General features: G+C 40.5%; 19 protein-coding genes and 2 tRNA genes. 5 read left to right on the forward strand and 16 right to left on the reverse strand.

The annotated features are described in order from the left end of the window. Position 1: 1 nt before the first annotated feature. The 7 genes from ABIM45_02475 to ABIM45_02505 form a co-directional block, all read right to left on the reverse strand. Positions 2-244, reverse strand: a complete 243-nt coding sequence (locus ABIM45_02475; protein MEO0238777.1) for a DNA-directed RNA polymerase subunit omega — start codon at positions 242-244, stop codon at positions 2-4. Next, complete coding sequence (locus tag ABIM45_02480) at positions 231-644, reverse strand: ribonuclease HI family protein (GenBank protein MEO0238778.1); 414 nt, start codon at positions 642-644, stop codon at positions 231-233. Before ABIM45_02480 ends, ABIM45_02475 begins: the two co-directional genes overlap by 14 nt. Beyond that, positions 631-1368: a C4-type zinc ribbon domain-containing protein gene (locus ABIM45_02485; protein ID MEO0238779.1), complete on the reverse strand. Its 738-nt coding sequence runs from the start codon at positions 1366-1368 to the stop codon at positions 631-633. The genes ABIM45_02480 and ABIM45_02485 overlap by 14 nt, the downstream gene beginning before the upstream one ends. A 51-nt stretch (positions 1369-1419) precedes the next feature. Beyond that, complete coding sequence (gene glmM, locus ABIM45_02490; protein MEO0238780.1) at positions 1420-2751, reverse strand: phosphoglucosamine mutase; 1332 nt, start codon at positions 2749-2751, stop codon at positions 1420-1422. Positions 2752-2764: 13 nt separating this feature from the next. After that, positions 2765-2837 (reverse strand) — tRNA-Thr (locus tag ABIM45_02495). A gap of 13 nt (positions 2838-2850) precedes the next feature. Next, a complete protein-coding gene (gene ppdK, locus ABIM45_02500) occupies positions 2851-5499 on the reverse strand; it encodes a pyruvate, phosphate dikinase (GenBank protein ID MEO0238781.1) in 2649 nt (882 codons plus the stop codon). Positions 5500-5568: 69 nt separating this feature from the next. After that, complete coding sequence (locus tag ABIM45_02505; GenBank protein ID MEO0238782.1) at positions 5569-7602, reverse strand: hypothetical protein; 2034 nt, start codon at positions 7600-7602, stop codon at positions 5569-5571. Positions 7603-7677: 75 nt separating this feature from the next. Between ABIM45_02505 and ABIM45_02510 the strand changes: the two genes are divergently transcribed. After that, positions 7678-9570, forward strand: coding sequence for a DUF3160 domain-containing protein (locus tag ABIM45_02510; GenBank protein MEO0238783.1), 1893 nt, complete (start codon positions 7678-7680; stop codon positions 9568-9570). On the opposite strand, the gene ABIM45_02515 is transcribed toward ABIM45_02510, so the two are convergent. After that, positions 9557-11968: a transglutaminase-like domain-containing protein gene (locus ABIM45_02515; GenBank protein ID MEO0238784.1), complete on the reverse strand. Its 2412-nt coding sequence runs from the start codon at positions 11966-11968 to the stop codon at positions 9557-9559. The two genes, ABIM45_02510 and ABIM45_02515, sit on opposite strands and share 14 nt — an antisense overlap. 2 nt (positions 11969-11970) lie before the next feature. After that, entirely contained in the window at positions 11971-13137 is a 1167-nt protein-coding gene (locus ABIM45_02520; protein ID MEO0238785.1) for a radical SAM protein, read from the reverse strand. A gap of 94 nt (positions 13138-13231) precedes the next feature. Between ABIM45_02520 and bfr the strand changes: the two genes are divergently transcribed. Further along, complete coding sequence (gene bfr / locus ABIM45_02525; protein MEO0238786.1) at positions 13232-13693, forward strand: bacterioferritin; 462 nt, start codon at positions 13232-13234, stop codon at positions 13691-13693. Between the two features lie 69 nt (positions 13694-13762). Here bfr and ABIM45_02530 read toward each other — a convergent pair whose 3' ends face one another. Then, positions 13763-14782 (reverse strand): vWA domain-containing protein, encoded by a 1020-nt coding sequence (locus ABIM45_02530; protein MEO0238787.1) that lies wholly within the window; start codon positions 14780-14782, stop codon positions 13763-13765. 191 nt (positions 14783-14973) lie between these two features. Between ABIM45_02530 and ABIM45_02535 the strand changes: the two genes are divergently transcribed. Beyond that, positions 14974-15927 (forward strand): lysylphosphatidylglycerol synthase transmembrane domain-containing protein, encoded by a 954-nt coding sequence (locus ABIM45_02535; GenBank protein MEO0238788.1) that lies wholly within the window; start codon positions 14974-14976, stop codon positions 15925-15927. Here the strand turns inward: ABIM45_02535 and ABIM45_02540 are convergent. After that, the gene (locus ABIM45_02540; protein MEO0238789.1) at positions 15901-16365 is read right to left on the reverse strand and encodes a regulatory protein RecX; all 465 of its coding nucleotides are present in this window, start codon (positions 16363-16365) and stop codon (positions 15901-15903) included. The genes ABIM45_02535 and ABIM45_02540 overlap by 27 nt on opposite strands. Beyond that, the gene (gene mnmG, locus ABIM45_02545) at positions 16362-18233 is read right to left on the reverse strand and encodes a tRNA uridine-5-carboxymethylaminomethyl(34) synthesis enzyme MnmG (protein MEO0238790.1); all 1872 of its coding nucleotides are present in this window, start codon (positions 18231-18233) and stop codon (positions 16362-16364) included. The genes ABIM45_02540 and mnmG overlap by 4 nt, the downstream gene beginning before the upstream one ends. A gap of 24 nt (positions 18234-18257) precedes the next feature. On the opposite strand from mnmG, the gene ABIM45_02550 reads away from it, so the two are divergent. After that, complete coding sequence (locus ABIM45_02550; GenBank protein ID MEO0238791.1) at positions 18258-19454, forward strand: HD domain-containing phosphohydrolase; 1197 nt, start codon at positions 18258-18260, stop codon at positions 19452-19454. Next, a complete protein-coding gene (thiL, locus tag ABIM45_02555; protein ID MEO0238792.1) occupies positions 19447-20400 on the forward strand; it encodes a thiamine-phosphate kinase in 954 nt (317 codons plus the stop codon). The genes ABIM45_02550 and thiL overlap by 8 nt, the downstream gene beginning before the upstream one ends. Here thiL and ABIM45_02560 read toward each other — a convergent pair. The 4 genes from ABIM45_02560 to ABIM45_02575 form a co-directional block, all read right to left on the reverse strand. Beyond that, on the reverse strand, positions 20386-21951 hold the full coding sequence (locus ABIM45_02560; protein MEO0238793.1) for a DHH family phosphoesterase: 1566 nt from the start codon (positions 21949-21951) through the stop codon (positions 20386-20388). The two genes, thiL and ABIM45_02560, sit on opposite strands and share 15 nt — an antisense overlap. 21 nt (positions 21952-21972) lie before the next feature. Next, positions 21973-22045 (reverse strand) — tRNA-Gly (locus ABIM45_02565). A gap of 6 nt (positions 22046-22051) precedes the next feature. Next, the gene (locus ABIM45_02570) at positions 22052-22927 is read right to left on the reverse strand and encodes a universal stress protein (protein MEO0238794.1); all 876 of its coding nucleotides are present in this window, start codon (positions 22925-22927) and stop codon (positions 22052-22054) included. Further along, a complete protein-coding gene (locus ABIM45_02575; GenBank protein ID MEO0238795.1) occupies positions 22920-23885 on the reverse strand; it encodes a thiamine pyrophosphate-dependent enzyme in 966 nt (321 codons plus the stop codon). Before ABIM45_02575 ends, ABIM45_02570 begins: the two co-directional genes overlap by 8 nt. Positions 23886-23889: the final 4 nt, after the last annotated feature.

Genomic DNA, 23889 nt, shown 5'->3' on the forward strand with positions numbered 1-23889 from the left:
CCTATTCTTCGGCTGTTTTTTCTTGTTCAAGTCTAAACTTTACACCTTCGCGGAGGATTCTATATAATGCCAGGACCGTGGGCTTAACATCTTCGTCACTAATACCGAGCCTCGCAGCAACCTCTTTCTCTTGCTTGGTATCCGATATTACCTTAGCAACTTTAGAGGCAAGCAGAATAACTAAGTACCTTGAACCGTATCTTTCTTTTAACTCATCAAGAACTCTGAATTTACTCTTTACCATCCTTTCCCTCCTTGGAAACCTTTTTTGCAAGAAAATCTGTTTCAAAATTTTGCTCTCTATTTATATGGGTTATCCGCCATTTTTTAAAAAATTTTAGCAAACTTAAAGCTTCATCTCTTAATGGTATTAGGTTTAATGCCCTTACCTTGTAAACACCATTAATCTGATTTACAAGAAGCTCTGAATCTGAATAAACCATTATCTCCTCACACCCCACTTCCCTTGCAGCTTTTAAAGCCTCAATCAAGCCAAAATACTCAGCCTCGTTATTTGTCTTAACACCAAGATAGATGCTTTTCTCAAGTAATTTCTTACCTTCAGAGTATATTACGAATCCACACCCTGCCTCACCGGGATTACCTCTGGAGGAACCATCAATGTAAAGCTCACATTTCCTCATGATAGTAAATAATACGCCCACAATTTGGGCATCTGGAGTAAGTGTGTTTTGATTTTAACTCTTGCACAAAGGAAAGGGGCAATACACTGTAACATCCTGAACACACATAGTCTTTTTCAGATTTGGACACATCATTTTCAACGACCTTGCAAATCGCATAACTTCCAAAACGGGACTGTAGTTTAAGATACAATTGCCTTTCCTTGTCTGGTAATTTTTCAAGAAGCACCTTCTTCTTTTCTTCATTCCATTTTAGTTGCTCTTCTATTTCTGCCAATTGCTGTTTGGAAATATTTGCGGTTTTTTCCAATTCTTGCTTTTTTTCATCTAAAGATTTCGTCTTCTCCGGTAACTCCCTTTGAAGTTTTTCAACCAACTCCATTTGTACAACTATTTCCTCTTCCTTTTTTAACTTTTCCATGTTCGCATGCTCAATTTGGGAGATCATTGCACGGTATTCCTCGTTGCTCTTTACCTGCCTCGATCTTTCCTGAAAATTCCTGATCTTTTCCTGAATCTCTTTCAGGTCTACTTCGAGCTCTCGCAGTTTAATCTCTTCCTTTTTGAAACTCGCTATTATCTTTTCCTTTTCCGCTGACAGTTTCCGAATTTCGTTCTCCAGCTCCTGAATTTCCTTAGGAAGGCTATTTTTTTTGTGTCTCAACTTTTCAATTTCACTGTCCAAATTCTGAATTGCTATTAGAACTTTTAAAATTTCGTCCATACTTCTAAATTTTACAACGGAAACCACGCATAATCAAGGGAAAATAAAAAACTACGAAGAAAGTACTTCTTCTGCTTTGGCAATCAAAGAAAGAGTTTCCTCCTCTGTAGGAGATTCAGCATAAATCCTAACAATCGGCTCGGTATTGGATTTCCTGATATGAACCCATGCATCTTTCTTCCTTAAATAAATTCCATCGGTGAGGTCTATCTTGAAACCTTTAAAGGCTTTTTCAAACTTCTCTTTTGGCAATTCTGAGTCAAATTTTACCTGCTTTTTTCTCATACAAAACTTAGGTATAGAGGAATAAACAGAATAAATGTCCTTTTCCGCAAGGAGGGAAAGAATTATCGCTATTCCTGTTAAAGAATCTCTGCAGGCATTTATAGATGGGAAGATGACTCCACCATTACCTTCTCCCCCAATGATGGCGTTTTTTTCCATCATCGTATTAACAACATTAGCCTCCCCAACAGCGGTACGGTAGACTTTCACTTTGAAGGCTTCAGCCACATGTTCTATCATCATAGATGTTGAAAGATTAACTACAATATCCCCTTTCTTTTTGCCTAAAATCTGATAAGCGCACAATGGAACGGTGTACTCTTCAGAGAGTAGTCCCGTATCTCTAAAACCAACTAAGAGCCTATCCCCATCGGGATCAGTAGCAAAGGCAACATCTGCATCTTTTTCAAAGAGTAGATTCTCAAGCTCTGTTAAATGCTCTTTCTTTGGTTCTGGGTTCCTTGTAAATTCTCCAGAATCATCGCAATTAATGCACACAACTTCACAACCAAGTTCTTTGAGCAGAGTCGGTATAGCTTGATAAGCGGCACCATTGATACAATCACAGGCAACTTTAAACTTCTTTTTCCTTATTAATGACACATTAATGAAAGGGCTTTCCACGATTTTTTCTATATGGTCCTTTATAGCATTCACATTCTGCCTCAATGGTTTAAATTCGTCAAACTTTGACCATGTAGGCTCTTCCTGCGCTAACTTCTCAACTTCATCGATATCTTCTTTTGAGATAAAAAGCCCATTTTTATTTACAAATTTCAGGGCATTCCATTCAATCGGATTATGGCTGGCAGTGATCATTATTCCGCCATCCGCTTTTTTCTCGCGGATTGTGAGTAAAAGTGTGGGAGTAGGCACCACTCCAAGATCCACGACTTCTTTACCCATCGAAAGCAAGGTTGAAATTACCGCAAGTTTTATTGCAAAACTATGGGGTCTTGTATCCTGGGCAACAAAATATAGGTTGCCGCCATTATGCTTTGCGAAGGCTGATGTGTACTTTATTATGAGAGGAACGGTGAGACTTTCACCGACTATACCCCTTAGACCAGACACTGAAAACAAAGCTTTATTTTCCATAATTAATTAAAAAAGCTGGCGGGCGGACTCGAACCGCCAACCTGCGCATTACGAATGCGCTGCTCTGCCGATTGAGCTACGCCAGCTTTTTTAGTATTTTTAATGTGGTAACCTCTGTCTCTTCATTTTTTCTTTCACAACAGCCTGAGCAGCAGCAAGCCTGGCCACGGGTACACGGAAGGGCGAGCAGGAGACATAATCCATTCCAACTCTGTGACAGAACTCCACTGAAGATGGCTCGCCACCATGTTCACCACAGATACCCACTTTTAGATTTGGCCTTGTGGATCTCCCCTTTTCGATACCAATTTTCACAAGCGCACCGACTCCTTCTTGATCAAGGACCTGGAATGGATCATCCTTCAAAATGCCAAGCTCGATATACTTCGGTACAAATTTACCCACATCGTCTCTTGAAAAGCCGTATGTCGTCTGTGTTAGGTCATTGGTTCCAAAGGAGAAAAATTCTGCTGTCTGTGCTATTTTATCAGCAGTCACACAGGCTCTGGGTAACTCAATCATTGTACCAACAGTATATTCAACTTCGACGCCCTTCTCTTTCATCACCTCTTCTGCAACCCTATCAATAATCGCCTTTTGATTGTCCAACTCCTCTTTCATGGAGACTATCGGGACCATTATTTCTGGTATCGCCTTTATTCCTTCTTTAATGCATTCACAAGCCGCCTCAAAAATTGCCCTTGCCTGCATCTCTGTTATTTCAGGGTAAACTATGCCCAAACGGCAACCTCTATGACCCAGCATAGGGTTAGCCTCACGGAGAGCTTCAGACTTCGCTGCAATTTCCTCTACCGGGATCCCCGTCCTCTTGGAAAGCTCCTCCATTTGCTCCCTTGTCTTTGGTACAAACTCGTGGAGTGGTGGGTCCAGTAAGCGGATCGTCACCGGGAATCCGTCCATAGCTTTAAACAAGCCTTTGAAATCTTCTCTTTGCATAGGCAGTAATTTGGCAAGAGCCCGTTCTCTTTCTTCTTTAGTCTTCGCCAGAATCATTTCCTGCATAGCATAGATTCTTTCGCCCTCAAAGAACATATGCTCAGTTCTGCAAAGGCCTATCCCCTCTGCTCCGAATTTTCTCGCCCTTTGAGCGTCTGCAGGAGTATCGGCGTTGGCACGTACGCCAATCCATCTGATCTCATCAGCCCACTTAAGAAGTTCATTAAATTCTTCGAAGAGTTCAGGGTCTACCGTGGGCACTTTGCCTAACAATACCTCGCCAGTTGAACCATCAATGGTTATTATGTCACCTTTTTTAACAACTACATCTCTCACCTTGAACAGATTATTTTCATAGTCAACCTCGATTTCCTCTGCCCCCACTACACAAGGTTTTCCGATACCACGGGCCACTACCGCTGCATGGGATGTCATTCCACCCCTCGCGGTGAGAATGCCTCTTGACCTCGCCATTCCGCGAATATCATCGGGAGAAGTCTCATCCCTGACCAGAATAACAGGTTCCCCAGCCTCGGAAAGGTCAGCAGCTTCATCAGAATCAAAAATTACCTTACCCCAGGCTGCGCCAGGTGAAGCAGGAAGTCCTTTGGTAAGCACAACCTTCTCAGCCTTAGGATCAATCATCGGATGCAACAGCTGTTCAATTCTTCTGGGATCAACTCTTAAAATTGCCTCTTCTTTCGTAATTAATCCTTCCTTCACCATGTCAACAGCGATCTTAACTTCCGCACGAGCACTCCTCTTCCCCACCCTCGTTTGAAGTATATAGACTTTTCCTTTTTCGATGGTAAACTCAATGTCCATCATGTCTCTATAGTGCTTTTCGAGTCTATCAAAGATTTCGAGCAACTCTTTATACGCCTCTGGCATCTCGTTAGCAAGAAGCTGTAATTTCTTCGGAGTTCTTATTCCCGCTACTACATCTTCACCCTGAGCGTTGGGAAGATACTCGCCGTAAACGGTCTTTTCACCAGTGGATGGGTCTCTGGTAAAGGCGACACCTGTCGCTGAATCGAATCCCATATTTCCGAAGACCATTGTTTGTACATTGCAAGCAGTACCCCAATCATCGGGGATCTTATGAAGTCTTCTGTATTCAATAGCCCTCTTGTTGTTCCAAGACTTAAAGACCGCTTCAATGGCAAGCCAGAGCTGCTCATAAGGATCCTGAGGGAATGGCTTACCCGTGACCTTCTTAACTATGTCCTTAAACTCTTCAACAAGTTCTTTAAGATGTTTTGCCTGTAACTCAAAATCTTCCCGTACACCAACCTCCGCCTTCTTAGCTCTTAGCCGCTCTTCAAATAGGTTTCTATCCACACCCAAAACCACATCGGAAAACATTTGGATAAACCTACGGTAAGAATCATAGGCGAAACGCTCATCATTGGTCCTCTTCGCAAGCCCCTGGACCGACTGGTCATTAAGACCGAGGTTTAGAATAGTATCCATCATGCCTGGCATCGATGTGCGGGCACCAGATCTCACGGAAACCAGTAATGGATTGTCGATAGAACCGAAGGTCTTGCCGGTTAAATTCTCTAACTTTTTAAGATTCTCCTTAACTTCCTCTTCAAGACCTGGTGGGAAAGAACCATTTTTAAAATAATATACGCATGCTTCAGTAGTAATTGTGAATCCAGGAGGGACAGGTATGCCGATATTTGTCATTTCGTGTAAATTGGCGCCCTTCCCGCCAAGTAAATTCTTCATATCCTTGTTGCCTTCAGCCTTTCCACCACCAAAAAAGTATACATATTTCTTCGCCATTGAAAACCTCCTTTTAAATTAATTATAGATTCACAGATTCGAACACTCAAGAAACACAGAGGATAAAAACTACCTTAAAAGAATCTTAGCAGGCTCCTTTTCGTCAGAAACGATCAAATAAATTCCTTTTGCCCATCCAGAAGTGTCAAAATAAAAAAGATCACCTTCTTTTTGAGCCTTATAGGGTAGTCTTCTCATGGTTAGGTCATAAACTGAAGGCTCCTCTACTGTTCCTACATAGACTCTATCTCCAACTCTCGCGGGATTTGGAAAAACGCGGAAAGTCTTCTTTCGCAGTTCTGGAAACAGAACTTTAATTTCGAGAATACCCTCTTCGCCTCCAGCCACGATTGTGCCATCACCCAAAATTTCGAGAACATCCCTAACCTGGTAGTATGGCTCATCTATAGGCGTAAAAGGTGAGTTTAAATCTCTAAAGGAGTATAAAACCGAATCATTACTTATTAAAAGAATTGCAGAGTCGGTCAAAGCCACCACAAAATTTTTATAAAATTCCATGTCCCTCACATAACCATTAGCAATTTTCTTAATATTCTGACTTTGATAGACCAACAAACCGTTACTGGTACCCAAGTATATTTTTTCGCCCTTCTTTTTGGCAACGCTCACTAATGAAGAACCAAGTTCTGAAGGTGTAAGCCTCAATAATTCCGTTCCAAGGGTGTCGATTACTATAAGTCCTTCATTTTCTGTTCCAATAAGATAAGAGCCATCACCTGGCTGTTCTATGTAAAATGGATAATCAACTCTATAGACTTCCTCTGCCGAAAACTCTGAACCTTTTTTGTGAATCCTGTATATACCGTTTAACCACAGCGCTACGACCGTATCCTTTGCAATTGAAATATGGCATATAATTGTTGTTGGCAAATCGTTAATAATGTGAGTGAGCCTTCCAAACTTATCAAATATGAAAATCCCCGGGCTGTTGTCCGAATAAAGACCAACCCAAACGTTACCAGAATCATCTATGTCTAAGGTTCTGATCGCGTGATTTATGGTCCTCAAACTTTCGCCATTATAAAACTCATTTCCGTCAAAAATAAGAAGTTTCGAGGGTAAAGAAAGGGTATCGGAGGTCCAGGCAAGAATACCGGCGGCGTAAATTCCATTTTTTACCTTTAAAGCTGTAATCAAATTGAAAAGAACAGGACTTCTAAATTGGTAGACCTTACTTCCGTCAAAAAGTCTCCAGGGAGGCCCATAATAAGAGAACTCGCGATTTGAGGAAAAGAAAGTAAATACAACCTCAGAATCTCCGACGGGAATAATGCAGGCAGAAGGATAGTTCAAAATTTTTCTGAGTCGTCTATTTTCGAAAACATAAGTTCCCCAACTAGTTCCAATGTAAATTTTCTCATCTTTCTTAGTTGAAGTATAAATTGTCCCAGCATCGTAAACTAAAGTTGTCTCCGCCGAATTGAAAATCACTTTCATGCCTGAAGAATAAAGAATTCCTTCGTTTAATTCCTGCACAATTCCGAATTCACCGAAATTCAGAGGCACACTTACCCTGAAAGTACTATCAGGTGTCCATCCATATATGTTAGATGGAGTCACGATGTAAGCAAAGTTCTTTCCCTTAGAAATAAACTTAACGGTGTCACGAATTAACAAAGGTGGATAGATCCGGTCATCGGAAGGATCAAAGTTGCTATTGGTTTTAAGAACTAAAAGTCCATAATTCGTGCCGATCAAATAATAATCTTCTCCGTAGTACTTTAGAATTTTAGCCTTTCTCAAAGTGACAATTGGCAATTCATAGGTTTCAAATTTGTCTGAATTTCTCCTTTTAACCTGAATCCCCACATCCTTCACAGCAACCCACAAATTACCTCCACTATCAGCATCGATATCTAAAATATAATTCCGACGAAGCCCGTCAACGGTGGTAAAGACTCTATAAGGAAAATCGAAAGTTGATTCATTTAGTTTTATACTCGAGGGGGAAAAACTTACAACCCCACCAACCGTCGCAGCGTAAATCGTGTCCTCAACCTTTACAAAAGAAAAGGCATTGTGAAAATTTGTAAAATACCGGGCATTAAAGATGTATGAAACAAGTACAAGGGTCAACAACATGCAGAAATATTAAAGCTTCCCGCTTGCATGAGCAAAAATTAATTGACGAAAAAACAGCATTATAATTTATCCACTATGCTGGCAATAATTGTTTTCGCATCCTTAATTTTAGGCAACAATGATAGTAAAAGGGAGGCCATCCTGAAAGAAAAGGGATTCGTAGCAGTAAAGAGCAACGAGAATCATTTCACCACAATTTACAAACGAATCAAAGATAAAAATGAGCCAATGTATATCACTATCGATCCCCTTCTCCACGGCGTCCACCTAATTTATGATTTCACTCTTAGAACCCTTGAAACAGAGCAATTTTATGCGGATTTAAAAACAATACTCTACAAATTAGATGCAAGGTTCCGAGAACTTAAAGAGGCAAAAAATCGGGAAATTAAAGAAGCCTCGATGACAAACCTCGCCTACATTGAAGTTGCCAACAAGCTCTTGGACCCAGAATTTAAGGTAGATAATGACGTGAAAGAAATTGTTGAAGCGGAACTAAACTTAATTTTTGAACATTCCGGATTTGACACCTCAAAGGTATTAAAGGTTCTTGAGGATTACTCCCAATACATTCCTCGTGGACACTATACAAGAAGTGATACCCTCAAAAGATATTTCCTCAGTATGATGTGGCTTGGAAGAATGCCCTTCTACATTTCCATAGACAAAGAAAACTTTAAGCGTAACCTTTTCCTGACAAGGTGTGCAATTTTGATGGCATGGGTTATCTCTCAGGATTCGGAAGTTCAAAAACTTTACAGTCGCATTTACGAAATGACATCCTATCTTGTGGGAGAAAGCGATGACCTGAATTTCATCGAGTTAACACCCTTTGTATATAAACAGTTTCCTGGGTTCCCAGTAGGGTTTTCCGATGATTCTCAGATTTTAGAATTTATGAAGTTGGCTTCCACTCTCAGAAAACCTTCAATTTATTCGACATGGTTCAGAGATGTTGACAAACCAGAAGCGGTCCTCCTCTCTTGTAAATTCATGTCTCAGAGATTCATTCCCGATGCCTATATCTTTCAAAATCTTGTTTATTCCAAGGTCGGAACAAGAGCAAAGCCACGCCTCTTCCCGAGGGGATTGGACCTATTAGCTGTTCTCGGGAATGACAGAGCAAAGGATATACTCATAAACTATTACAAAGAGAACCAATATGCAAATTATACAAAGATGCTGGACAGCCTCGAAAAATGGTCTAAGGCCATCAAAATTGAGGAGTGGCATAAAAATGCCTACTGGCACTGGCTATACATAATAAAAACGATGAATGAGACACCTCATTTCCCTGCTTCTTTAAATGTGAATGCCGTTGCTTATCGGGATAAACTTTTAGTAACTCAGCAGGGATTTTGGGCAGAACTCAGGCATGATACAATTCTTTACGCAAAGCAAAGTTATACAGCAAAGGTGACGGCCTTTAGACCCGAGCCTCTTATCCCAGATGTAAAGGTAGAGCCCTTGCCAAAGAGCTATCGCGAAATCCTGAGCTTCTTAGATTCCTTCAAAAACAAGCTCACCACCTATGGCTTTGAAAATGAAACTATTCTTGAGAAAATAGACGAGTTAAAGGAACTGACACAGAATATCTTGGAAGCTTGCGAATTACAGTCCTCTAACAAACCCTTACCCTTAGATAAAGCCAAGTATCTCTACTCCTTCGGCGAGATACTGGACAGAATTTACACCTTCCCATCCTCCTTTGCTCAGAATGAAGAAGATGCACTATTACCATTAGTTGCCGATGTACACACTGATGTAAATTCAGGACAAGTTCTTGAAGTGGCAATAGGGTATCCACTGGAAATTTATGTTAAGGGAAAGGGGAAGACCTATAGAGGTGCGATGTTTTCCTACTATGAGTTCAAACAGCCGATGAAAGAAAGGATGACGGACAAAGATTGGCAAGAAAAAGCGAATTCTACACCTTTAGAAAAGTGGATTTTCTTTATCTCGGAGTAAATTTTCTAATTAGGTCTCCCAAGTTCAACGTTAAGCCTTCTACAAAAAATGCAACTCTTCCATTAAGGAGGAGGATAAAAGAAGGTTCCTTCATAAATCCCGCTTTGCTCAACTCTTCAGAATCGATTTTGAACACATCACCGTAGAGATTTTTATCCTTCAGGTACGAGATAGCAGAAAGTGTGTCCGAAGTCATTATCACCAGTCTTCCTGTAAAGTTTCGAAGTTCTGTCACAGCGGAATTTAATGAAGACTTAGAGGCTTCAGATGCAAGATTAACCCATGCGATCAAATAATTTCCCCTTTCGAGTTCGTAACCCTCAAGTAACTCTTTAAGCCTATCAAGGTTTACGGTCCTGACGACTAAGTCTCCCTCTTTTAGCCATTCCAAGGGGAAGGAGACATCAAGAAAAATCGACTGAGTACTATCTTTCTTGACATTAAATTTCCGGCTTTTGCCAAAAACATCACCCAATGCATTCCTAAAACCGTACATCAAATAATATTCACCTGGGACAAGCTCAAAAAACACAGCTGAATCTTCATTACTTCCTTCAACATCAAGCCTCACAGGATAATCTTTAAATTTCTGGATAGAAAAGTTGTAGTAGTACTGCAATTCCTTTGTCACATCAATGCCGTCTCTGGAAAAGGTCAACTTTATCTTTCCAGTCTCAAGTTTTTTAGGGGTCTTGCCTTCAAAGGTAAAAACTTTCCACCCATTGACATAATATTGTACTCCGTTTAAATCATCGGTTAGCTTTGCAGGGATGCCAAAGGTTCTAAAGACGGCAGAAATAAACACATATATTTCCCTGTCACTCCCCTGCTTAAGCAATAGCGTCTGAACTGGGCTCTGAAAAGGCTTGTAAAACTCCTTTGAATTAACCCTCCTGATGTTTTTCTTAACCCAACTCAGCAACTTATTATCAAAAGACTCTTCATCATACATTGCTTTAAACCTGCTGTACAATGCTTTCCTATAAAATCCAAATTCTTCGTAATAAATCCTGGGCGGGATAACAAAGCTGTCCACAAGAACTTGTGGCGCCCTTGACAATTTTAAAGCGCTATCCATATAGCAGAGTTCATCACAAAGCCCAACGGTATCAAGCATTACAAGGTCCTTAGATTCAAATCTTGATAGATAAACCTTAAAAACAGACGCCAAATTGCCGTGATTTTTGTAAAAATTCCACAATGCAGGCCAGTTTCCCCTTGATTCGGTGAAAATCTTGATTAAAATTGTGTCGTTTATTGAGTCCCTGAATGGAAACTCCAGCTTTTCGAAATACTCCGCACGCGCCTGCTGAAGATGCTCTAAATCCGGTGAATACTTAGGCCTCTCAGTATCTGGAAGAGTCCGAACTGTCCGCATCGTAAACAATGTATCAAGTTCTAAATTTTTGCCGAGTTTTAATTTAACTTCAACGGTATCTCTCGTGGGTCTCAAAAAGTAAAAAGCCCTTTTATCACCTTTTTGAGCATAGAGAAGAAAATCGGTTCTACCGAGAGCAAAAGATCCAACACCTTTACTTAAACTGCAGGCCCAAACGGGTACAAAGGCAGAATAGTTCCACACATTAATGGAGAATGAAACATCCTTTGCGAGTCTACCGCCATCAAAAACCCTTACTTTCAAAACAAAAGGATTTGTGTAATTCTTTGTTATGTTCAACACCGTGTAATTTCTGTACCTTCTTATAATTTCATCAGTAGAGCCTTTGATATTGCCAAAGGCAACAGCAAGTACGATTCCCGCCTTCTTAGAAGGTTCTCGAAACCAGGCAAAATTCAGGTCCGTTGGCTCTGCCGATCCAAGAAACTTCCACCCCTTTTCAGTCCAGACCTCTACCCATGCATGGTTAGACTCGGTGAAGGGCCACCAGGGCGTATAAACATAACGAACGGGAATTGCCACTGTTCTCAGAGCCTTCATAAAAAGGATCGTCATTTCCTCGCATCTTCCAAATCCCCTTTTCAGAGTTGCTGTTGCCGATTGATCCCATGGATCGGTAGGTTTGTACTCCATGTGAATAAAACACCATTCGTTAACCTTCAGAATTGCCTCTTCTATGGAGCTACAATCTTTTACCAGATTATAGAGAGTATCTCTGTAAAGCCAGGTAAAGTTTTCCAGAGGTTCTTGGGAAACCCGTGGCGGTATAACATAAGGATAAATAAGCTCCTTTGTCAAATTTTTCCCCCAGGGGAGCCTCTCCATGTTTACTTTTATCGCTAAAAGGTGCTTTAAAAAGTTTTCTTCATTAAAATTGGCTCGGTCCACAGGAGCAGAATACTCCCAAATAAATTTAGCCCACTCACCTACTCTCATTTCATCAGCCTTCTTTAATAATGAACTATTTTGAATGAGTATTACAAGGATCAAAGGCCACATATTTAAACCTCCTGAGTTTCACTTTGGAAAAGCGCACCCTGTAAGGCTATCCTGGCAGGTCTTTTGCCTTTAACAGTGATATAAGGCAAAGCCTTCCTCAGGTTTGGGTAAACCTTTAAAGCATTAAGCAGCGAATGGACAGAAAGGTTTTCCTTCACTTTTAGTATCCACCTTGCAGTCTTTGGGCCAATTCCAGGGATCCTTAAAAGTTCAAAATAGTCAGCCTTAGTGATTTCTACAGGAAAGAAATCAATATGTTGCAAAGCCCACAATTCCTTTGGATCCTTCGTTAATGGCAGAAACCCCGCCTCATCGAAAACAATTTCTTCAAGGTTAAACCCGTACCTCCTCAATAAATAATCTACTTGGTAAAGTCTTACTTCTCTTGTTATATTTGTAGGTGGCTTGTTTTCCAGCGGAGTTCCTGGAACGGGCTGGAAAGCGCTATAATAAGCCCTTGAAAGCCTAAGATTTCTATAAAGATCATAAACCCTTTTAAAAATTTGAAGGTCATTTTCTCCTGCAGCTCCAACAACAAACTGGGTTGTGAACCCATCCTTCAAAATATCAGGGTGACTCTCTTTTATAGCGGAAATTTTGCTGAGCTTCTCTAATAGATCCTTTGCAAGGTCTTTTTTTGACGAGACTCTCTTTAAGTAAACATCGTCCGGTGCTTCTAAATTAACAGAAACCCTCGACGCCAACTTTACTGCTTCTTCAACACTCTGAATGGAAACCCCGGGCAGGATTTTCAGGTGGATGAAACCTTTGAAGTGATATTTATTTCTTAAAAGCCAAACGGTATCAATGAGTTCCTGCATAGTCCTTTCAGGATCTCTTTTGACCCCTGAAGAAAGGAACAAACCGCTCACAATTCCTCTATGATAAAGATTAATGAAAACGTCAGCCAGTTCCTGGGGAGTAAAAGAAACTCTCCTTATGTTCATAAATTTGGATATAGAACAATAGGCACAATCGTTTTCGCAGTAGTTGGAGTATAGAACCTTTAAAAGCCGAACTTTTTTACCATCGGGTAGAAGTTCAGGGTAAATCCATTTAGAGTGGGATATGTCTTTTACTCTCTTTACATCTTCTGAAAGGAAACAGTCACCACATAAGTCATACTTAGCTGATTCGATGAGAAGTTTGACTTTTGATACGCGGTCCATTTTACTGTAGAAATATATTAAACTACAACCATCAGTCTTTAAAATGTTTGCAAATCCAGCTCCAAATCCTTAAACTTTTTACAGGAGGTGAGCAATGAAGGGAAATGAGAAAATACTGGAAGTACTAAATGATTTACTGGCCGATGAAATAACGGCCATAAATCAGTATATTGTACATGCTGAAATGTGTGAAAGCTGGGGCTACGAGAAACTAAACAAGATGATCGAAGATAGAGCAAAAGTAGAAATGAAACATATGGAAATGCTTATAAAGAGAATCCTTTTCCTCGAAGGAAATCCGACAGTTACAAAATTGAAAAAGGTAATGATAGGCTCTACAGTGGAGGAGATGTTCAAAAATGACTGGCAAGCAGAATATGATGCTATCGAGGCCTATAACAAAGCTGTTAAGCTCTGTGCAGATCTTGGTGACAATGGGACAAAGACCTTGTTAGAGTCAATTTTAAACGACGAGGAAAACCATATTGACGAAATAGAAGAGCAACTTGATCAAATCAAACAGATGGGTATACAGAATTACTTAGCGAAACAATAAAAAATTCTTGGTGGAAAATAGAAGGGGAGGGGTTAACCCCTCCCCTTTGTTTTTTAGTTGATATTAAGTTTATGGTGCAACAAATTGCCATATCTTAGTCAACGTATTTCCACCAGAAGTAATTTTAATCTTCCCAAATATTGAAGAGCCCGTACCAGGGATGGGAGTTATCTTAGCAATCACCTTGCTATATCCTTGCGATAAGCCAAATCCCATCGAATTGAAAACGGTTTCGAGAGCATTTGCCTCAACTGCATTAGCGAAAACACCGCCTGTAGAATTTGCAACCCGCTTTAATTCAGTAAAATCAACACTACCGGTATCTCCAAGTCCCACCGCATATATAGGAATTCCATAGTTTTTCGCCTTGTTTATTACGCTATCACTGGTAATTGGGTCACTTTCATTATCTTCACCGTCTGTCAGCACAAGAATTGCGTGACCATATCCCGACTCTCTTCTATTGTATACATAATCGAGAAGATACCAGAGAGACAAATACAGGGGAGTCCCACCTAATTCAGTTGCACTATCGGCGGCAGTAAAGAGGCCAGTAGTATCTGAAACATAAACAAAATCCTGCAGAACTCTCAAATAGTAGTCATCTATCCCATCACCATTGGCGTCCCCACTACTTCCTGCAAAATCGAAGATTCCGGCCTTGTGTAAGTTATTATTCGATAAAAGCAGTCTTATAAAATCCTTTGAAGCCGTAACTCTTACCCTATTTGGATCATTCCATTCCATACTGCCACTGGAATCGAGTAACAAGGCCACTTTTATTTTCCCGGTAGAACTCGGCTGGACGTAGGTAACATCAACAAGCTGGATTTTATAAGAACCAATCGAAGGTTTAACTGAATCTAAAATAACATGAGCTTGATTATCAGAGAGCCTTATCACATTGTCTTCATTATCCAGCGCTATAACATTAAGATTGAATTTTCCGGTGGACTGGAAATCCGATTGAGGGACAGCGTCACCCAAGAGCCGCAACTCTTTAAGTTCTGGCGTGTTATCGGGCAACTTAATACAGCTCGACAACAACAAGACTACACCCATTATTATAAGTACCTTTAACCTTGACATATAACCTCCTTTAGCCTCAAACTTAGATCCGGGACTCAAGATATAAGTTTGAGACGGTTTAGATTATACAGATTTTTTAAATTTCTGTCAAGCTTTCGTCTTTCCTTAAGGGGGGCCTATTGCAATTAGCCGCTGTTTGAATATTAAAAGCTTTCTTTGGAATACCGCCATCTCGAGAGTATAATATTTTCGTGAAAATACCGGGGTTATCAAAGAAGAATTTGATTATTTCAGCAAGTCTTATCGTTTTGGTTTTGCTAATCATCCTCCTAAAAACGACCTCTAAGGAAACTTTTGAGGCTTTAAAAAGCGCACAGCCTTCCTATTTATTTTTAGCTCTATTAGCCTGGATTTCCTATGTATTCTTTGACGGCCTGAGATTTGCCCTTGCCAGTTTAAGCATTGGAGAGCACAAACTTAACTTGCTTACCGCAATAAAAGTTATAACCGTCGGCATCTTCCTGGCAGCAGTTTCGCCATTTCAAGTCGCTGGTTTACCCGTTCAAATTATGCTTTTAAACAAAAGAAAAATTGGGTTGGGAAGGTCCACAGCGCTTTTGGCAGCACGAGGCTTTATTGGCTACTTAACCATTTTAATTGCCGTGTTAATTTCATTAAAATACATATGGCCCCCACCCTCAGGAATTGTTAGAGGAATTATCATTTATGCTACTATACTGGTTGCAGGAATTTTTCTCCTCTATTCTGTTGCTTTGTTTTTGCCTAATTTACTCAAAAAAATCATAAAAAGCGAGAGAATTATTAAGGAAATTTTTTCCCTCAGAGAAACAACCATTGCCTTTGTCAAGAGTTCGGACAAGAAAATCCTTCTTCTGGCGATGTTATCATCCTTTGCGTCCCACCTTTCCATCTGCCTCATTCCGTTTTTTCTCTCCTATTCCTTTAATTCACCTATAGATTTTGGTAGGGCCTTCTCTTTTCAATCCTTAATTCAAGGAGGACTTTTATGGACGCCGACACCTGGGGGAACAGGGATAGCAGAGAGTGTTGGATATTTTATTTTTAAAGATTTTATGAATCAAGAAATCCTCGGCATATTTGTTATTGTCTGGAGGTTTTTCACCCATCACTTCGCCGCTGTGGTGGGTGCTATCTTCTTACTGCGAGAAATCAGAGAAATTTAAGTCGAAACCCTGCCTCTTCAAAAACTCGAAGGTTTCTTGTGGTGTGTAGCCAAGGTATGCAAATTTGTTCAAAATTCGTCTTAAAGTTCTCTGATCAAGTTTCTTAGAACCACGGGTTATCTTCTCGACTACTTTAATTAAAGCATCTTCATTAATCTCCAGAACCGGAAGTGTCTCATCAATTACTTCGCCCTTTACACCTAAACCCCTTAAAATTCTCTCAATCTTTCTGGGTGATACCCCTTTAGACTGATACTTTTCTGTCAATTCTTCGGCGAGGAGCCGCTCGTTCAACAGCCCTTTGTCCCTTAAATAATTCACGGTAGATTCAATTTCTTCGTCGGTAAAACCTTTTTGTTTCATTCGTTTTCTCAGCTCATTTTCGCTCCTGAATCGGAATTTCAAAAGGGTAAAGGCATACTTTAAGGGGTCTTTCATCCTTTCTTACTTTTCAAATTTTCAAAGTAGTAGTACAAAACCATTATGTCTGATGGATTAACTCCTGAAATTCTGGAAGCCTGTGCAAGATTCTGTGGTTTAATCGCCTTAAGCTTTGTCAAGGCCTCCTTAGAAATTCCAGGAATCTGGTCGTAGTCAAAATCCTCCGGGATTTTAAATCTTTCAAGTTCTTGAAATCTTTCAATCTCCTTCTCCATTCGTTTAATGTACCCCTCATACTTTATTTCTGTCTCAACCCTTTCTTTAATGTAATAAGGGTAGTCCTCCACAACACCGAGTTTCACAAGGTCATCATAGCTATATTCAGGTCTCTTCAGGAGTTCATAGGCGGAAAGTGAATTCTCCAAAGCAGGCTTTCCGAGGCTTTCAAGCCTTTGGTTAAATTCTTTAGGTCTCAATATAATGCTTTTTAATCTTTCAATGAGGCCAAGCCAGGTCTCCCTTTGCCTTAAAAACTGCTGGTATTCAGAATCTTTAATGAGGCCGAAACGATATCCATACTTCATAAGCCTGTCGCAGGCGTTATCCATTCTAAGAACCAATCTAAATTCTGCACGGGATGTAAAGAGTCTGTAGGGTTCATCAGTCCCTTTGGTTACAAGATCGTCAATTAAAACTCCAATGTACGCTTCGGATCTCGATAGGACAAAATCTTTACCATCTATCTTCAACAAAGCGTTTATGCCGGCAACTATACCCTGTGCAGCTGCCTCTTCATAACCTGAGGTTCCATTTATCTGACCTGCAAAAAAGAGATTTTCTATAAGCTTCGACTCTAAGGTAGAATAAAGTTGATGAGGCAAAACATAATCGTATTCGATAGCATAGCCCCATCTTAGCACTTTCACATTTTCAAGGCCTGGAATGCTCTTCAACATTCTCAATTGATATTCTACAGGAATTGATGTAGAAACACCATTCAAATAATACTCAAAGGTATCCCGTCCATCAGGTTCGAGAATCACTCTGTGGGATTCGCGATCTGCAAATTGCACGACTTTGACTTCAATGGATGGGCAATACCGGGGGCCTATTCCGACAATTTTACCTGTGTATAAAGGTGAGAAGGCTAAAGATTCCATTATTATTTTGTGGGTCTCAGGAGTGGTTCTCGTCACGAAACACGGCAACTGATCAATATTGAGAATCGGATTTCTGAAGGAAAATCCTCGGGGAGGGACATCCCCTTCCTGGATCTCCATCTTTGAAAGGTCTACACTTCGGATATCAATCCTTGGAGAGGTCCCTGTTTTAAACCTGCCAAGTTTAAACCCAAGATTTCTTAAACTATTTGAAAGCTCAATGGAGGGGAACTCTCCTGCCCTCCCTGCAGGAAAAGAGACAAGTCCTACATGTATCAAACCATTTAAAAAGGTTCCAGTTGTTATAACAACCGAGTGGGCATAATATTCCATGCCCGATTTTGTCCTAACACCTTTTACTTTCCTCCCCTCAACTAAAATCTCGGTAACCTCATCCTGAACAATGGTTATGTTTTTCTCATTTTCCAAAACACGCTTCATTCTCTCTCTATATTTTTTTCGGTCGTTCTGACTTCTCAATGACCAAACCGCAGGGCCTTTGGAAGTATTAAGGAGTTTAACCTGAATCGCTGTTTCATCCGCAGCGACACCGATTTCCCCACCAAGGGCATCCACCTCTTTTACAAGGTGCGACTTTGCAAGGCCTCCTATGGCTGGATTGCAGGACATCTGACCAATCTGATCAATATTTATCGTAACAACTAAGACTTTACCACCCATTCTTGCTGCGGCAAGGGCAGCTTCGATACCCGCATGTCCAGCGCCGACAACAATTACGTCATATTTTTCTTTGAGAACTTCCATCAAATTAATGATAATTCGCTGAGTTTGAAAAACCAAACCGCATACGTTAAATTTAAGTACATGGACAACTCTGGAATTTATAAAATTTTGTACGATATTGGCATATCGCTTTCTTCCCAACCAGATATCAACAAATTATTAGAGAGGATAGTTGATGAGGCTATTGAGCTTGCGAAATGTGATGGAGGAACGATTTACACCTTAAAAGACAATCACCTCATATTCAAGGTCTCGAAAAACAAAGTTTTAAAGCAGCAATTTTTTGCTGACGACATTACTGACCTCTTTTCGGTTAAAAAAATTCCCCTTTCTAAAAGCAGCCTATCAGGATATTCCGCACTAACAAAGGAAATTTTGCATTTTCCAGATAGAAAAAGTGCCCATGAAAGGGGATTCGCCTTTGACCTTGTAGCACTCTCAGGAGTTGATTATGCCGTAGAATCCTCATTAACAATGCCCCTCGTTTCCTCCACAGGTGAGATAGTCGGGGTTTTACAACTCATAAATGCACGAGAAGGTGATAAGATTGTACCTTTTAAGGAAGAAACGATAGAATTGATGAAATTTTTCGCTTCCCAAGCAGCTGCCGCCCTTCAGAATGCAAGACTTATGGAGGAACTCAAAGAGGTACAATTGGAATCAATATATATGCTTTCGACCGCTGCGGAATTCAAAGATAAGGTCACCGGTGATCATATTAAAAGGATTTCGAAGGTGTCCTTTTTGATTGCAAGAACTTTGCAAACCAGCCGGGAATTCTCCGAGTTGATCCTATACGCAAGTCCAATGCACGATATAGGAAAAGTTGCGATCCCCGATTACATTTTAAATAAACCCGACAGGCTTAACCCTCAAGAATGGGAATTAATGAAAAAACATGTTATCTTTGGGGCACAAATTATTGGAGAATCTAAATATCCGCTTTTCAAAATGGCGAAAAATATTGCCCTTTTCCATCATGAACGCTTTGACGGAACTGGATACCCTTACGGTCTTTCGGGTGATAAAATTCCGTTAGAAGCAAGAATTGTTCAAGTTGCAGATGTCTTTGATGCCCTCGTCTCCGAGAGACCCTACAAGTCCGCCTGGACCTTTGATGATGCTGCAGATTACATAAAGGACATGAAAGGTCAACAATTTGACCCGGATGTCGCAAAGGCGTTTTTAGACAAGTTGGAGTTAATTTACAAGCTCTACCAGAAGCCAGAGCAACATGAATGAAGACAAATTGCTTAAGATCCTTTCAAAATACTGGGGTAACGAAAGCAATCTAATCGTTCCCAATGGAGACGATACTCTTGCAATTCCTGGGTACGATGATAGAGCATATTTGGTAACGGTAGACACCAGTCTTGAAAACGTTCACTTCACCGAAGAAATTCTTACCTTCGAAGAAATAGGTTACAGGGCCGTGGCGGGTGCACTATCTGACATCGCTGCAATGGGTGGAGAACCGGTTACCATACTTATAGATTTAGAAATACCTGCTCCCCAAACGGAAAAGATTGAATCGATATATAAAGGCATAAGTGCCCTACAGACCAAATTTCACTTTTCAATAGGAGGTGGGAATATTGTCCACGGTAATCGCTGGAGAATAACAACCACAGTCATAGGCATTGTAGAAAGGAATTACATTCTAAGAAGAAATGGTTTTAGACCGGGAGACAAGGTTTACATCACTGGAGATATAGGAAGGGTCTTTTACTTCTTCGAAGAGCTCAAAAATCCCGATCGAAACTCAGAAATTTTTAGCAAATTACGTGAGAAAGTGTCTTACCCTACCCCTCGAATTAAAGAAATAAGAAAAATTAAAAACGAATACCTTTTGGGTGGCGCTATTGATATTTCAGATGGATTGGGTATTGATCTCAAACGCGTGGCTGAAGCATCAGGGGTCGATATTATAATTGAACTGGATAAGATACCATATGTTGAGGAGTTGAACTATTACAAAAACCGCAAAGACTTTTATTTGAATCTGGTTTCCAGTGGGGAGGAATACGAAGTTTGCTTTTCCTGCAAAAATGAAATTGAATCTCCAGAAGTAACAAAGATAGGAGAAGTGAAGGAAGGTTCAGGAAAAGTCTACGGAAAGCTAAATGGTCAATTTTTTGAAATTTCAGGGCTCGGATATGATCACATTAAAAAGCTAAGCCAGGATTAATTTATCGACCTTAAACCCATTAGGTGAAGTAATCAGTAAAGCCTTGACCCTTGTGTCTCCGTGGTAAAGGTCCAGGAGATTTTCTGGATCGACAATGGTGTACTTTCTCAGAGCTTCGCGTAGTTCACCAATTTTAATGGAGTTAAAAAGCACCCTTATTTCAACCCCTACATTACCGAGCCTGTTTAACTCCTCTAAAAGGTTACCATCGACCTTATCATAAGAAAGGTCGTAAAAAAGCTCAACATTTTCAAAAGGATGTAATTTAAAATAACTTTCAAGCTGCTCGAAAAGCTCGGGAATATCTCTTTCATACATGCTGAATCCGCTGGCTGGCTTGTGACCTCCATAATCAATAAAAAGGTCACTCAGATAATTAAGCATATCAAGGGAATTAAATCCATAGGGCGCTCTCACTTCAGCTACAACTATTCCGTCTTCCCTTCTACCCATCACAATCACGGGCACATTAAAAGCATCTTTCAACTGACTCGCTACATAACCAATATACTGGGGTTCTGCATCTTTAAGGTCAATAGCAATATAATCTCTAACAACTTTTATCAAACTCTTTGCCTTCTCTAAATATGCTTGAGCCTTCAGTTGCCAATTAGTAGATGCCTCCCAAAGCGGTTTTAAAAGCTCTTCTGCGGAGGCGACATCTTCAGACAACAATAGATGCACACCTGAATTCTCACCATTTACTGACTTGCCCGAGGAAATGATGGGAATAAGCTCTTCCATTGTGGGCCTTTCATTAGAATAGCCATTTTGCCTTCTTATTTCTTCAAAGGCCTTAACGAAATTCATTCGGTACCACTCGAAGGCCTTTTTACCTTCCTCGTAAAGGATCCTATTTTCGCAGAAGAGTGGAACACGATCCGCTAAGGTCCCTATTGCAGCAAAGATGAATAGGTCTGGCATTTCATCTCTTATGCGGCTTAGGTCCCATCCGAATTTTAATGAAAGTAGTTCCCAAGCTACTTTAAAGGCCACTCCACATCCTGCAAGATAAGGGAAGGAATCACCTCCGATTTTGGGATTAATCACCAGTGTATCAGGAAGTGTTTCTTTAATCTCGTGATGGTCTGTAACTATTACATCTATACCCTGTTCCTTGCAATATTCAACGCCCTCAAAACAGGAAGTGCACGAATCAACGGTAATTAAAAGTGTCGGATTATACTTTTCTTTTATGTAATCGATTGCTGATTTTGTTAGACCATATGCTTCGTTCTTTTTAGAAGGAATGTAATGTGAAGGATTAGAGCCGAGGGCCCTTAAAGTTTTTACCATAATTGCTGTTGAAGTTATACCATCGGCATCCTCGTGTCCAAAAATCACTATACTCTCGCCTTTTCCTACAGCCTTAAGTATTCTTTCTACAGCAGGTATTAAATTAGGAAGAGTGGAAGGAGGTTGCAGATTTTCAAGGATGGGATTGAAGGTCGCTTCAGCAAGATCCAGATTCCTTACACCTTTCTCCACCAAAACCTTTGCTAAGTCAAGAGAAATATTGTAATGCTGTGAAATCTCTTCAATAAGACTCAAGGCCTTTCCTCCATCAAAAAAAGCGGGTGACGGGACTCGAACCCGCGACCCTCAGCTTGGGAAGCTGATGCTCTACCACCTGAGCTACACCCGCTTATCATTAACCTTTAAAGTTAGTTTGATAGATAAGTACCGGTATTTTCGCTAATCTTACTACTTTTGCTGAAACAGAGCCTAAAAAAGCCTTTTCCATCCAATCTTTTTCTTCCCTTGCAAGTATTATTAAATTATATTTCCCTTTCTCCGCAAAATCAACAATCTCGATTCCCGCGTCGGCACCTTCAATCACGTAATATGAGACATCCTTTGCACCGTACTCTGACACCAATCTCTTTTCCAGGTTCTTTTTAACCTGTTCAAGGTCACCAAGCATCCAGGTAATCCCTTGCTCTAAATATGGCAAAGGATAAAGCTCGAATACATTGAGGACCGCCATTTCAACACTAAATTCTTTTTTGAATCCAATGGCAAATTCGTTAAAAGCCTTTTTGGAGGCTTCTGAAAAATCTGCTGCGAAAAGTACCTTCTTCAAAGAAAATTTGGCTTTTTCTTCTTTAACAACTAAACAGTTTGTCTTGACGCCTTTTATAATGTTGTAGCAAGTGTTTGCAACATGAGTTTTCTTTGAAGGAATCCCAACTACTACAAGGTCGTATCCCTTTGAAGACTCTTCAACAACTGTCTGGGCAGGTTCTCCCTCAATGAAGATATACTTCGCATGGATTCCCCTTTCGTTAAGGGATTCTGTTATCTTCTCAAGTTCCGAGGCCGCCTTTTTCCTGAGCTCCTCTACCTCCGCTTCAAGGGCCTTTACCCTTTCAGGGACATCATGAAAAGCAATCATCTCTCTTATTTTAGCTGGGAAAACGTGTATTAACACTATTTGCTTTTTCCCCTGAGTCAGCTCTACAGCATAGTTTAAAGCGGCCTTCGATGCATCACTAAAATCTATGGGTACAAGAATCTTTTTAAACATCTTCCTTTATCCCTTCAATTTCCCTTCTTTTTTCCATGAACTCAAGGAACTTCCACCTTTGTTCAATAAACTTCTTGATCTCTTCAATAGCTTCCGGATGATTTAAGAGATGAGCAAACCTAACCTGGGACTTCAAAAATTCCTCAATTGGAAGAGGATTTCTCGGCCTGTAGTTTATCTTGTAATAACCGTTTTCAACCTCGTAAAGAGGCCAGAAGCCTGTTTCCACGGCAATTTTTGCAACTTCAATACTCTTATTTTCTGGGTAGCCCCAGCCCGGTACACAGGGCGAATAAACGGCGATAAAAGTTGGTCCCTCGATTGAAAGTGCCTTCCGTACCTTTTTCACATAGTCATTCCAGTGACTAACCGATGCCTGTGCGACATAAGGCATACCATGAGCTGCCATTATATCTACAATAGGTTTCTTATGCTGCAGTTTCCCAGGTAACACCTTTCCTGCAGGGGAGGTGGTAGTGCTTGCACCGTAAGGTGTTGAACTTGATCTCTGTATCCCTGTATTCATGTAACCTTCATTGTCGTAAAGAATATAGAGGAAATTGTGCCCCCTCTCTACTGCACCCGATAAAGCCTGAAGTCCGATATCATAGGTACCACCGTCGCCCCCAAAGGCAATAAATTTTACCTTCTTGTCAGATGGAATTTCACCTCTCCTTACAAGGGCCTTGTAGGCAGCTTCTACACCTGAAATTGTAGCCGCCGCATTCTCAAAAGCACTGTGAATCCAGGGGACAGGCCAGGCACCAAAGGGGAAAATAGAAGTCGTAACTTCCATACACCCCGTAGCATTAGCAACAACCACAGGGTAATCGGAAGCACTTAAAGTCATCCTTATAATTGCGGGAAATGGGCACCCTGCACAAGCTCTGTGACCTGATGCAAGTCCTTTATTCCTCTTAGCGAGTTCCTTCAAACTGATAGAAAAATTATCAGCCATTTTC

Source organism: candidate division WOR-3 bacterium, from assembly GCA_039803545.1.
Lineage (GTDB): Bacteria > Hydrothermota > Hydrothermia > UBA1063 > UBA1063 > UBA1063.